Below are 12,792 nucleotides of genomic sequence, written 5' to 3'. Positions count from 1 at the left end.
GCGCGCAGGACGACGGTCGGCGGCCCCGCCGCCTACGGAGTCCGCCGGCGCAGCGTCACTGCGGCGAGGCAGAGCGCGGCGACGGTGACCGCTCCGACCACGAGCAGCGGTCGGCCGAGATCCCACCCCTCGTCACCGGCCGTCACCGCATTCACCGCATCGATCGCGTAGCTGAGCGGCAGCCAGTCGGAGATCGCCTCGAGCACCGCGGGCATGGCGTCGCGGGGCATGAGCAGACCGCCGAGCAGGATCTGCGGGAACACCAGCACGGGCATGAACTGCACGGCCTGGAATTCGGTGCGCGCGAACGCGCTCGCGAGCAGGCCGAGCCCGGTGCCGAGCAGCGCATCGACGACGGCGACCGTACCGAGCTGCCACACGGGCCCGTCGACCGAGAGGCCGCACACGGCAATCGCAAACCACACCGTGACGAGCGCCTGCACCACCGCGACGAGTCCGAAGGCCGCCGCGTAGCCGACGATGAAATCGCCCTTGCCGAGCGGCATCGTGAGCAATCGCTCGAGCGTGCCAGAACGCCGTTCGCGCAGCGTCGTCACCGACGTGACGATGAACATCAGAATGAAGGGGAAGAGCGCGAGGATCGGGCCGCCGAAGCGGTCGAAGGCGCCCTCCTGATCGCTCAGCAGCCACGAGAAGAGGCCGACGAGCAGGCCGGGCGCGACGAGCAGCAGCGCGACGGAACGGGGGTCGTGCGAGAGCTGTCGCAGCACCCGACCCGCCGTCGCGGCCGTGCGCACCGGAGTCATGATCCCGCTCCGTCCCGGGAGTGCCGACCTGGCGCGTGCGCCTCTCCGCGGAGTCCGCCCGCGGCGATGACGGCGAGGAACGCCGCTTCGGGATCGGCCGCACCCGTCGACTCGAGCAGCTCCCCCGGCGTCGTGTCGGCGACGAGCGCGCCGTCGCGGATCAGGAGCAGCCGATCGCAGCGGAGCGCCTCGTCCATGACGTGGCTGCTCACCATCAGTGCGGCGCCGTCGCGGGCGAGCCGCCCGAACAGCTCCCAGAGCTCGGCCCGAAGCACGGGATCCAGCCCCACGGTCGGTTCGTCGAGCACGATGAGTTCGGGCCGCCCGAGAAGCGCCGCCGCGAGCGAGACGCGGCCGCGCTGGCCGCCGCTCAGCCGGTCGACCCGCTGACTCGCGGCGGATCCGAGGCCCACGAGCTCGATGACACGATCCGCGTCCGCCCTCGGAGCCCCGAGCACTCGGGCGAAGTAGCGGAGGTTCTGCCGGACGCTCAGGTCGTCGTAGACGGAGGCCGCCTGAGTCGCGTACGAGACCCGCCGCCTGAGGGGAGGCGATCCCGCGGGCAGCCCGAGCACCGTCACCTCTCCCGAGACTCCCGCCTGGGCGCCCACGATGCTCCGCAGCAGCGTGGTCTTCCCGGATCCCGAGGGCCCGAGGACCCCGGTGATGCTGCCCGCGGCGACCTCGAGGTCGAGTCGCGAGAACACCTCCGTTCGCCCGCGTCTCACGGAGAGGCCGCGGATCCGGACCGCACCTTTATTCATCATGTAATGAATTTAGATCCGCGGGTCCCGGGTGTCAACGCCCCGCGCTGTCAGTGCACGCGCTGTCAGTGCATGCGCTCCGCGATCGCCCGTGCGCCGCCGTTCGGCTCCTTTCCGGCCCGTACCGCGGATTCCGCACCCCGCGCCCGCCCCTCCGCACCCCGCGCCCGCCCTTCTCGCCCCCTCCAATCCCCCAATTCACCCCCCTGAGGTGCACCCCTTCCCGATCCGGGTCACTCGCGCAGGGTGCGGCCGCGAACCACCCTGCCTGAATGACCCGAATCCGGAACGGCGGGTGTGGGTTCCGGGGAAGCAGAGTGCCAGCTCCGCGTCGGCGCTTCCACGCTGCCCGGTCCCTCGCCGCTTCCCTTTCCGTTCCACGCTCCCCGCGCCTCGGTTCCGAGGTCCCGCCTCCCCGATCCCCCTCCACTCAGCCGCCCGATTCGGGTCGCTCAGGCAGGGTGCCGCCGCGAACCACCCTGCCCCAGCGACCCCGATCCAGAACGTGCGGGCGGGGATAGGAGGAGACGGTAGAGGGAAGAGAGGCACAGGGCACAGGGCACAGGGCACAGGGCACAGGGCGCAGGCGGGGACCGGCCCTAGCCGCTCAGTCGAAGAGGTAGCGCTGGATCGTGGGGCCGACGCGCGCGACGAGCTCGTCGATCGGGGCGTCGGCGATCGGCTGCACCCGGAGCACGTAGCGGATCATGAGCAGCCCCGCGATCTGGGACGCCACGAGGTCCGCCCGCAGGCGGGCGTCGGGCACCTCGAGCCGGCCGGCCACACGGGGCAGCAGCTCCCGCGCGAGAAATCCGACGATGAGGGGGGATCCCGCCCGCCCGCCCACGGCGGTGCGCAGTAGCATGACGCCCCGACGCCGCACCCCGTCGTCGGCGAAGGCCTCGAGGACGTAGCGCACGATCCGTTCGCCCACCTCGGCGCGCGGGCCCGCGAGGATCAGCGGCACGACCACGTCGGGGCGCAGCGGCACATCGGCGGCCTCCGCGAAGAGATCCGCCTTCGCTCCGAAATAGTGGTGCACGAGCGCGGGATCCACGCCGGCGCGCTCGGCGATCCCCCGGATCGTCGCCCCCTCGTACCCCGTCTCGCCGAACGCCTCGACGGCGGCCGCGAGGATCCGAGAGCGCGAGTCCGTACCGCCGCGGGGCCGCCCCCGACCTCTCGTCTGCGCCATGCCCTCACCTTACCCAGCCGGCTCCGGGGTTCCGCCGGAGATGGGAGAATGGAGCACATGTCTGCAGCTGCGCACTCCGCTCCCCTCGCCGTCGGCGACACCATCGAACTCGAGGTCACGGGCATCGCCCACGGCGGCGTGAGCGTCGCCCGCCACGACGGCCGTGTCGTGTTCGTCGCCGACGCCATCCCGGGCGAGCGCGTGCGCGCGCGCATCACCGAGGCCCGCAAGAAGTCCTTCGCCCGTGCCGCCGTCGTCGAGGTCCTCCAGGACTCGCCGGATCGCCGCGCGCACGTCTGGGCCGAGGCCGACGTCTCGCGGGATCCCGATCACCGCGCCGGCGGCGCGGAGTTCGGGCACATCGCCCTCGAGCGGCAGCGCAGCCTCAAGGCGGAGGTGCTCGCCGACGCGATGCGCCGCTTCGGCGGCGTCGAGCTCGCGGCCGAGGACGGGGACGAGCTCGCCGGGCTCCTCGCCGAGCTCGTGGAGCCCGCCCCGGGCGACGACGCGTCCGGCGGAACGGGGTACCGGACGCGCGTCCGCCTCCACGTCGACCCCGAGACGGGCACGGTCGGCCCGTACGCGGCGCGCAGCCGCCGGGTGATCCCGGTCTCCTCCCTGCCGCTCGCGAGCGCGGAGGTGAACATGATCGCCCCGCTCGGAGACGCCATGCCCGGGGTCGCGACGGTCGACCTCGTGGCCCCCGCCGCCGACGATCCGCGCATGCTCCTCGGGCTCGTCGGCGAGAAGACCCGCGCGGGCGCGGGCGACACGATCCGCGAACTGGTGGAGGACCGAGGCTTCCTCGTGCGCGCCGGCGGCTTCTGGCAGGTGCACCGCGATGCCCCCGCCGTCCTCTTCACGGCGGTCCGCGACGCCATCGCGGAACTCGTCGACGACGACCGCTTCGACCCGGCCGCGGGGAACCTCGACCTCTACGGCGGCGCGGGGCTGCTCGCGGCCGCCATGGCGGAGGCGGCCGGCCCGGGGCTCAAGGTGACGACCGTCGAGTCCGAGGCCGGTGCGACCGACGACGCTGCGGAGAACCTGTCGGGGCTCGTGGGCGCCCTCGCCCTCACTGCCCGCGTCGATCGGCACCTCGCGGAGCTGCTGCGCGCCGCGCAGCCGGTGCGGGATCGGCTCCGGCGCGGCACGGTGGTGCTGGATCCGCCGCGCTCGGGCGCCGGCGGCGGCGTGACGGCCCAGCTCGCCGAACTCTCCCCCGCGAACATCGTGTACGTGGCCTGCGACCCGGTCGCGCTCGCCCGCGACACGAAGTCGCTGCGGGAGGCGGGATACGAGCTCACGGGACTGCGCGCCTTCGACATCTTCCCGCACACGCACCACTTCGAATCCCTGGCGGTGTTCCAGCGGGCGTAGCGGAGCGGTGCCCGCGGGCCGCGCACGGCCTCGCGCCCCCGGCGCGCTACGGCGCGACGACGCGGACGAGGCCGCGCATCTCCGGGTGGATCGAGCAGAGGTAGTCGAACTCGCCGGCCTCCGGGAACCGGTGCGTGTAGCTCCCCTCGCGCATGAGCTCGCTCACGAAGCTGCGATCGCCCGACACGACGTCGTGCTCCGCGAGGGCCGAGAACTCCCAGCGCACGGCCTCGCCGACGGCGATCTCGACCTCGGCGGGCTCGAACGCATTGTCGACCACGCGCACGGTGACGGCCGGCTGCGCGTCATCGTCGGACGGCACGGGTTCGGGCGCTCCGCTCGCGCAGCCCGCGAGCGCCGCGACGGCGCCGATCCCGAATATGCCGGCACCGGCATGCAGCAGCCCGCGCCGGGAGAGCACCGCCGTCATCAGTGCTGGTGCAGCGCGCGCGCCGCGTCCGTGATCGCGCCGGTCATGGAGGGGTAGACCGCGAACGCCGAGGCGACCTGGTCGACGGTGAGCCGATGCTCCACCGCGAGCGCGAGCGAGAAGATGAGCTCGCTCGCGCGGTGCGAGACGATGACGCCCCCGATGACGGTGCCGGAGGCCTTCCACGCGAAGAGCTTCACGAAGCCGTCGGTCGTGCCGATCATCTTCGCGCGCGGGTTGACGCTCAGCGGCACCGTGTGCGTGACGTGCTGGGCGAGGTCCGACGCCTCGTCCAGGGTGCGCTCGTTCCAGCCGACGGTCGCGATCTCCGGATAGGTGAAGACGTTCGCGGCGACGTTGCGCAGGTCGATCGGGCGCACGAAGTCGCCGAGCGCGTGCATGATGGCGGTGCGGCCCTGCATGGATGCCACGGATGCGAGCGGGAAGAAGTCGGTGCAGTCGCCCGCGGCGTAGATCGACGGCACGTTCGTGCGCGCCACCTTGTTCACGCGGATGTGCCCGCTGTCGGTCAGCGCGACGCCGGCGGATTCGAGGCCCAGTCCCTCGGTGTTCGGCACCGAGCCGACGGCCATGAGGCAGTGGGAGCCCTCGACGACGCGCCCGTCCTCGAGCTCGACGACGATCCCGGTCTCGGTGCGCTTCACGGTGGAGGCGCGGGACTTCGACATCACGTGCATGCCGAGCCGGGTGAACTCCCGCTCGATCACCGCCGCGGCGTCGGGATCCTCCCCCGGGAGCACCTGTTCGCGGCTGGAGACGAGGGTGACCTCGGCGCCGAGCGTGCGGTAGGCGTTCGCGAACTCGGCGCCGGTGACCCCCGAACCCACGACGACGAGGTGCTCGGGGATGGCGGGGAGGTCGTAGAGCTGCTTCCAGGTGAGGATCCGCTCTCCGTCCGGCTTCGCGGAATCGAGCTCGCGGGGGCTCGAACCGACGGCGACGACGATCGTGTCGGCCTCGATCCGGTCGAAGTCGGTGCCGCCCGCTGCGGTGGACACGAGGACGGCGCCGGTGCCGTCGAGCCGGCCCTCGCCCTGCACGACGCGGACCCCCGCATCCTCCATGCTGCGGAGCATGTCGACCGACTGCGCACCGGCCATGGCCATGAGCCGCTTGTTCACGGCGGCGAGGTTGACCGCGGTCTCCGGGCGCACCGGCTTGCCGTGATCGCCCGGCACGAAGGTCTGCACGCCGAGGCGACCGGAGTCGCGCACCGCCTGCACGGCGCCCGCGGTGGCGATCAGGCTCTTCGACGGGACGACGTCGGTGAGCACGGCGGCGCCGCCGACGCCGGCCCGCTCGACGAGCGTGACCTCCGCGCCGAGCTGGGCTCCCGCGAGCGCCGCCTCGTACCCTCCGGGACCGCCGCCGAGCACCGCGATGCGATGCTTCCGTTCATACGCTTTCGCCATGCGTCCAGTCTACGGCCCGCGAGCCGGGCGCCGGGCTCAGCGTTCGCCGGCGCGATCGCCGCGGCACTCCTGCTGACAGAACCCCGGCCAGCGCCGCTCGAGCCGGCGGTCGAGCTGCGCCCAGTAGCTCTGCATCACCGAGCTCGTGCGCGCGCCCATCCAGAGCTGGATGTTGCGCACGGCTTCGCTGTCGGCCCACAGCCACTCCTGGAACCAGGCCTCGACGGCGCCCGCGAGCGCCTCGCCGCGACGTCTGCCCACCCCGGGCCGCGGGCTCGCCTCGCGCTGCTCGCGGCAGAGCCAGGTGACGCCCACGTGCGGGGGCACGGGCAGCGGTTCGATCTGCATCTCGGCGAACACCTCGATGAACACCCGGCCGTAGGCCGTCTCCGGAAGGCCCGCGAGCCAGCCGCGCAGCTCCGGCAGATCCGAGACGTCGCCCGCGGCGAGCACGCAGTCGATGCCATCGGGGTCGACCACGGAGACGATCTGCGCGTCGTCGAAGGGCTCGGGCATGTTCACGTGACTAATGTTAGGCGATCCTAACCATCATCGGCTTGGGTTCTCGGGGAACATTCAGGATCCGTCGCAGCGCGTCATCCCCGGTCACACGGGACCGCGTGTTCCCCGGCCGGAATCACCGGTCGCCTACACTCGGACTCGGGTGATGCGGAGCATCGCCCCGCCCGCCGGAACCCCACGGACCGGGACGGCGCACGCACGAAGACGTCGGAAGGACAGTCGCCAATGACGAGGATCGAGTCCGCCCCCGGGACCACCGCCGAGCCGGCGCGCCGCGCCATCTCGCTCGCCGCGACCACCGACGGGGACTCGATCTCCCGCTCCGCCCCCCAGGCCGGCACGGCCGCGGCGCTGGAGCGCGATCCCGGCATGCCCGCGAGCTCCTGGCGGCTGCGCAGCGACGCCTGGGAGTACCTCCGCTACGCCGTGAAGCGGCTCGCGCTCGGGGGCGACGACCGCAGCGCCCTCGCCGCGGACAGCGAGATCCTCCGCTCGCTGCGCGCGCTCGAGACCGTCGAGCTGTACTGGGCCGGCTTCGGTCAGCAGTACGTCCGCGACATCGGCGACCTCCTCGAGCAGGGCGACTTCCGCACCGCCCTCGACCGCATCGGGCGGGTCGTGAAGCGCCTCCGCGGCGAAGCCCAGGGCGACGAGGCCTTCGACGAGTACGCCGACGAGCAGGAGCGGATCGAGTTCGCCGCCGACACCGACCCCAGACCCCGCTTCGAGGTGCTCGTCGTCGACGAGACGACCGCCGCGGACCGCGAGGCGATGCGCGGCGATGCGCAGCGACTGCGCGCGCCCGCCGACTCCTTCATCTACGAGTACGTCATCGTGCCGTCCGCGGACGACGCCGTGGCCGCGGTGCTCACGAACCCGAACATCCTCGCCTGCGTGGTGCGGCCCGGCTTCAGCGATCGCACCAGGCAGCGGCTCAGCCGCGATCTCCGGGAGACGATCCGGCTCGCCCGCTCCGAGGTGGCTCCGGGCCTCGCCCCGACGCGGAGCCAGCTCGCCTCCGTGCAGCGCGTGCTCGGCCTCGCCGACACGCTCGCCGCGATCCGACCCGAGCTCGACCTGTACTTCATGGCCGGCGCCCACATCGAGGAGCTCGCCGGGGCGCTCACGCGGCGGTTCCGCCGCGTCTTCCGCCGCGAGGATCAGCTCGAGCTGCACCTCACCCTGCTGCGGCGCATCTCGCACCTCTACGACACCCCCTTCTTCACCGCGATCCAGGATCACGCGCGCCGCCCCGTCGGCGTCTTCCACGCGCTCCCCGTCGCGCGCGGCGGCTCCGTCGTGTCGTCCAAGTGGATCCGCGACCTCGCCGACTTCTACGGCCTGAACCTGCTGCTCGCGGAGACCTCCGCCACCTCGGGTGGTCTCGACTCGCTGCTCGCGCCCGTCGGCACCATCAAGAAGGCGCAGGATCTCGCGGCGCGCGCCTACGGCGCGAAGCACACCTTCTTCGTGACGAACGGCACCTCGACGGCGAACAAGATCGTCCACCAGGCGCTCACCGCGCCGAACGACGTCGTGCTCGTGGACCGCAACTGCCACAAGTCGCACCACCACGCCGTGATGCTCACCGGTGCCCGGCCCGCCTATCTCGAGGCGTACCCGCTCAACGACTTCGCCTTCTACGGCGCCGTCCCCATCACCCGCATCAAGCAGCTGCTCCTCGACTACCGGGCCGCGGGGCGCCTCGACGAGGTGCGCATGATCACGCTCACCAACTGCACCTTCGACGGCATCGTCTACGATCCGGAGCGCGTGATGGCCGAGTGCCTCGCCATCAAGCCCGACCTCGTCTTCCTCTGGGACGAGGCATGGTTCGCCTTCGCCGCGTTCCATCCCGTCACCCGGCGCCGCACCGCCATGGCGGCGGCGCGCAGGCTCGAGGACCGGCTGCGGAGCTCCGCGCACGCCGCCGCGTACCGGGCGCAGCAGGAGCGCCTGCACGACGCCGACGGCGCGGCGCTCCCCGACGAGGCCTGGCTCGCCGAGCGGCTCCTCCCCGCCCCCGATGCGCGGATCCGGGTGTACGCGACGCAGTCCACCCACAAGACCCTCACCGCGCTGCGGCAGGGTTCCATGATCCACGTCTACGACCAGGACTGGGTGCGGGAGGCCGAGGAGCCCTTCCACGAGGCGTTCATGACCCATACCTCGACGTCGCCGAACTACCAGATCCTCTCCTCGCTCGACATCGGCCGCCGCCAGGTGGAGCTCGAGGGCTTCGAGCTCGTGCAGCGCCAGCTCGACCTCGCCACGAGCCTCGCGCAGTCCATCGCGCGCCACCCGCTCCTGCGCCGCACCTTCCGCGTGCTCACGGCGCACGACCTCGTGCCCGCCGCGCACCGCGGCTCCGGCCGGCCGATGCCGCTGCGCGACGGGCTGTCGACGATGTGGGAGGCATGGGCGAACGACGAGTTCGTCGTGGATCCCTCGCGGATCACCATCGAGATCAGCCGCACCGGTGTCGACGGCGACACCTTCAAGCACGAGCACCTCATGGACCGCTACGGCATCCAGGTGAACAAGACCAGCCGGAACACCGTGCTGTTCATGACGAACATCGGCACCTCCCGCAGCGCGATCGCGTACCTCATCGAGGTGCTCGTGAAGCTCGCGGAGCGCTTCGAGGAGGAGCAGGCGCAGCGCGATCCCGACCTCCCCCTGCCCGCCGAGATCCCGATGCCGCCGCTGCCCGACTTCAGCGCGTTCTCCGTCGACTACGCGAGCGACCGCGGGGGAGCGATCGCCGGCGGAGCCGAGCGCTCCGCGCTCCCCGACGGCGACATGCGCGCCGCGTTCTTCCGCGGCCAGCGCCGCGGCGCGGTCGAGCACGTGCTCCCCGCCGAGCTCCGCGCCCGGGTCGAGCGCGGCGAGGAGCCCGTCTCCGCCGGCTTCGTCACCCCGTACCCCCCGGGCTTCCCGGTGCTCGTCCCCGGGCAGGTCATCACGGCCGGCGTGCTCGACTTCATGGCCGTGCTCGACACCCGCGAGATCCACGGCTACGACCCGCGCCGCGGCTACCGGATCCTGCGCTCCGCCTGGTGAGCCGCACGGGCGGGAGCAACGGGCAGTCTGCAGTCCACCGCGGGGCGCGAGAAGCGATCCAGCGCGCGTAGCCGTCCGCGGTTCGAGCGCGCCGCGACCGCCTCTACACTGGTCGGCATGAGCATGGATCAGGATCCCACGACCCTCGCCGCCGCCGCGGCCGCCGCGATCGCCGAGCGGACCGGCGTGGAGCGCCACGACATCGCCCTCACCCTCGGCAGCGGCTGGGGGCGCGCGGCCGACGTGATCGGCGAGACGGTCGCCGTGATCCCCGCGGAGGAGGTGCCGGGCTTCCGCGCCGCGGGGATCCCCGGGCACTCCGGCACGCTGCGCTCGCTCCGACTGGCGTCGGGCAAGCACGCGCTCATCATCGGCGCGCGCACCCATCTCTACGAGGGCCACGGCGTGCAGGCCGTCGTGCACGGCGTGCGCACCGCGGCCGCGGCAGGCGCGGGCATCATGGTCCTCACGAACGGCGCGGGCGGGATCGATCCGGCGTTCGCCGTCGGCGAGGCCGTGCTCATCAACGACCACATCAACCTCACGGCCGTCTCGCCGCTCGTGGGCGCCGACTTCGTCGACGTCACCGACCTGTACGCGACGCGGCTGCGGGAGCTCGCGCGCGGTGCCGAGCCGTCGCTGCAGGAGGGCGTCTACGTGCAGCTCCCCGGTCCCCACTTCGAGACCCCCGCGGAGATCCGCTACCTGCGCGCGATCGGCGGTCAGGCCGTGGGCATGTCGACCGCGCTCGAGGCGATCGCCGCCCGGAAGGCCGGGATGGAGGTGCTCGGCTTCACCCTCATCACGAACCCGGCGGCCGGGATGGCTGGCGCGCTCAACCACGAGGAGGTGCTCGAGGAGGGCAAGGCCGCCGAGCCGCGGCTCGCGGATCTCCTCACGCGCGTCGTCGCCCGCCTCTGAGGATCGGCGGAGCCGACGCCCGGGGCGTCGCCTCCGCCTCCCGGGTTCCCTGACCCCGCCTGTCCCCGGCGCGCCTTCGCGCCCATTCTCCCACGCCCTTGTCCCGCCCCTTCCCCCGCGCGCACCTTTCGCGCACTTCTCCCGCACTTTCTCTCCCCCGCCCTTGTCCCGCCCTTGTCCTGCCTCGTCCCCCACGAAAATGACGCGAACTGCGCCTATTCGGTTCGGAGAGCCCCGTTCGCGTCATTCCCGCGAGGGTTCGCCCGGCGAGGGTTCGCCCGGCGAGCGGGCGATGCGGCGAGGGGCGAGTGACGGACGCGGGATGCGGAGCACGAGGTGGGCGCACGGCGCGGGCTACGAGCGGCGCACGCGCGGTCGCGTGCGCGCAGATTCTCGAGCGCAGCCCACGCGCGGCCTACGTGGCCTACGGGCGGGCGGGCCACGCGCGGGCGGGCGCCACGCGCGGAGCTTGATCGTCATGGGGTGATCTCCGGGGCGGGCCACGCGCGGACGGGCGGACACGCATGCACGCGCTGGCGGGCCACGCGCGAACGCGCGGGCCACGCACGGGCGGACGGCCCAAGTGCGGGCGACACAGAGCCCACGCACGGCAACCTCCTTGCCCGTACCTTCGTACGAGGCGGCGTCGCGACTCCCGCGGATCGTCTGAGGCGAGCGGGCTCCGGGCGCGACTAGGCTGGGCGCGTCCGGGCGACGCGGCCCGGCCGGAGGGAGTGCTCATGGAGTCCGTGGACGTCGTCGTCATCGGGGCCGGATTCGCCGGACTCGTCGCGGCGCGGGAGCTCGGCCGGGCCGGGCACGAGGTGCTCGTGATCGAGGCCAGGGACCGCATCGGGGGACGCACCTGGACGGACCACCGGCTCGGGCACGAGCTCGAGATGGGCGCCAACTGGGTGCACTGGGTACAGCCGCACGTGTGGGCGGAGATGACCCGCTACGGCCGGGGCATCGAGCGGAGCCCCGCGGCTGAAGAGGCCTACTGGCACGACTCGGACGGGCGTCCGCACCGCGGGACGCTCCCCGAGTTCATGGCGCTCATCGCGGACGGGCAGCGGCGCATCGTGGCCGACGTGGGCGAGGCCATGCCGCGGGGCACGGAGCCCGCGCACGGCGGCATCCGCGAGCTCGACGCGCTGAGCATCCAGGACAGGATCGACGCCCTCGCCCTCGACCCTGAGGCGCGCGCGGCGAACGAGGCCGTGTGGGTCGGGCACGTCAATGCGCCGCTCGACCGTGTGGGGCTCTCGAGCGCACTGCGCTGGGTCGCGGCGTGCGGCGGGCACTGGCCGCTCATGCACGAGGCCTCGGCAACCTACCGGGTGGTCGGCGGGCTGCGCGCCTTCGCGGAGCGGATCGCGGCCGACGTGCCCGGCGAGATCCGGCTCGGCACCGCGGTGACGTCGGTAACCCAGACGGCGGCGGATACGGCGACGGCGGTCACGGAGGCGACGGCGGTCACGGAGGCGACGGCGGGCCCGACCCCGGTCGCCGCCGCGGGATCCCACCAGGACGCCGGCGCGATCGTCGAGACCGCGGCGGGCGATCGGATCCGGGCCCGCCGGGTCGTGAGCACGCTGCCGGCCAACGCGATCATGGGGATCCGCTTCGATCCCGTGCTCCCGGAGACGTGGACGCGGCTCGCTCACGAGACCGTGGCCTCGCAGGGCGCGAAGCTGTGGCTGCGCGCCCGGGGGCACGTGCCCCGCTTCTTCGCGTACGCGAGCCAGCGGGATCCGCTCTCCGTGCTGAAGGCCGAGTTCACCGGCACGGACGAGGCAGGCGACTACACGCTGCTCGTCGCGTTCGGACCGGACCACGCCCGCGTCGATCCCGACGACCTGCCCGCGCTGCAGGCCGCGGTCGACGCCTGCCGCCCCGGCCTCGAGATCACGGCCGCCACCTCGCACGACTGGATGTCCGATCCGCTCTCCCGCACCACCTGGATGACCCACCGTCCGGGCCAGCTCACGCGGGATCTCGCGGCGCTGCAGGAGCCGTGGGGAGCGGTCCACTTCGCCACCACCGACAACGCCGATCTCTGGGGCGGCTTCATCGACGGCGCGGTCGAGAGCGCCCTGCGCGAGTCCCGCCGCGTCGCGGCTTCCCTGTCCTCCGGCTCCCCCACCGCCTCACTCGCACGTCAGGAGGTGTCGCCAGAAGGGCCGCTCACTCGCAACGAGTGACGTGCGAGCGAGGGCCAGGGCGACGCCCTGCCTGCTCGGGCCGTTCGCTCCGCGACACGCGCCTCTCCCTGCACGCCGCGGAATACACCCGAAGCGGTGCGAAACGGCACGTT

At 72.9% G+C, this 12,792-nt stretch carries 10 protein-coding genes; 4 read left to right on the top strand and 6 right to left on the bottom strand.

Annotated features, from left to right (window positions below):
* Positions 1-32 precede the first annotated feature (32 nt).
* The 3 genes from MUN78_RS01860 to MUN78_RS01850 all read right to left on the bottom strand — a co-directional run bounded on the left by MUN78_RS01860 (position 33) and on the right by MUN78_RS01850 (position 2,726).
* Positions 33-767, bottom strand: coding sequence for an ABC transporter permease (locus MUN78_RS01860; protein WP_244692738.1), 735 nt, complete (start codon positions 765-767; stop codon positions 33-35).
* The gene (locus MUN78_RS01855) at positions 764-1,531 is read right to left on the bottom strand and encodes an ABC transporter ATP-binding protein (RefSeq protein ID WP_244729982.1); all 768 of its coding nucleotides are present in this window, start codon (positions 1,529-1,531) and stop codon (positions 764-766) included. Before MUN78_RS01855 ends, MUN78_RS01860 begins: the two co-directional genes overlap by 4 nt.
* Before the next feature lie 607 nt (positions 1,532-2,138).
* The gene (locus MUN78_RS01850; protein ID WP_244728403.1) at positions 2,139-2,726 is read right to left on the bottom strand and encodes a TetR/AcrR family transcriptional regulator; all 588 of its coding nucleotides are present in this window, start codon (positions 2,724-2,726) and stop codon (positions 2,139-2,141) included.
* Between the two features lie 57 nt (positions 2,727-2,783).
* On the opposite strand from MUN78_RS01850, the gene MUN78_RS01845 reads away from it, so the two are divergent.
* Positions 2,784-4,106, top strand: coding sequence for a class I SAM-dependent RNA methyltransferase (locus tag MUN78_RS01845; protein WP_429952296.1), 1,323 nt, complete (start codon positions 2,784-2,786; stop codon positions 4,104-4,106).
* A gap of 46 nt (positions 4,107-4,152) precedes the next feature.
* Here MUN78_RS01845 and MUN78_RS01840 read toward each other — a convergent pair whose 3' ends face one another.
* Genes MUN78_RS01840 through MUN78_RS01830 form a run of 3 tightly spaced genes read right to left on the bottom strand, consistent with a single transcriptional unit; the run spans position 4,153 to position 6,485 of the window.
* Positions 4,153-4,536, bottom strand: a complete 384-nt coding sequence (locus MUN78_RS01840; protein ID WP_244728399.1) for a cupredoxin domain-containing protein — start codon at positions 4,534-4,536, stop codon at positions 4,153-4,155.
* A complete protein-coding gene (locus MUN78_RS01835; protein ID WP_244728397.1) occupies positions 4,536-5,969 on the bottom strand; it encodes an NAD(P)H-quinone dehydrogenase in 1,434 nt (477 codons plus the stop codon). The genes MUN78_RS01840 and MUN78_RS01835 overlap by 1 nt, the downstream gene beginning before the upstream one ends.
* Before the next feature lie 36 nt (positions 5,970-6,005).
* The gene (locus MUN78_RS01830; protein ID WP_244694108.1) at positions 6,006-6,485 is read right to left on the bottom strand and encodes an SIP domain-containing protein; all 480 of its coding nucleotides are present in this window, start codon (positions 6,483-6,485) and stop codon (positions 6,006-6,008) included.
* Positions 6,486-6,716: 231 nt separating this feature from the next.
* On the opposite strand from MUN78_RS01830, the gene MUN78_RS01825 reads away from it, so the two are divergent.
* From MUN78_RS01825 to MUN78_RS01815, 3 genes are all read left to right on the top strand, one after another.
* Positions 6,717-9,554, top strand: a complete 2,838-nt coding sequence (locus MUN78_RS01825; RefSeq protein ID WP_429952295.1) for an aminotransferase class I/II-fold pyridoxal phosphate-dependent enzyme — start codon at positions 6,717-6,719, stop codon at positions 9,552-9,554.
* Positions 9,555-9,671: 117 nt separating this feature from the next.
* Positions 9,672-10,475 (top strand): purine-nucleoside phosphorylase, encoded by an 804-nt coding sequence (locus tag MUN78_RS01820; protein ID WP_244692733.1) that lies wholly within the window; start codon positions 9,672-9,674, stop codon positions 10,473-10,475.
* Positions 10,476-11,215: 740 nt separating this feature from the next.
* The gene (locus MUN78_RS01815; protein WP_244728395.1) at positions 11,216-12,679 is read left to right on the top strand and encodes a flavin monoamine oxidase family protein; all 1,464 of its coding nucleotides are present in this window, start codon (positions 11,216-11,218) and stop codon (positions 12,677-12,679) included.
* Positions 12,680-12,792 lie beyond the last annotated feature (113 nt).

The organism is Leucobacter allii, from assembly GCF_022919155.1.
In the GTDB taxonomy this organism is placed as follows: domain Bacteria; phylum Actinomycetota; class Actinomycetes; order Actinomycetales; family Microbacteriaceae; genus Leucobacter; species Leucobacter allii.
The sequence above is the reverse complement of the archived record's forward strand: the minus strand, read 5'-3'. Positions and strand labels throughout refer to the sequence as shown.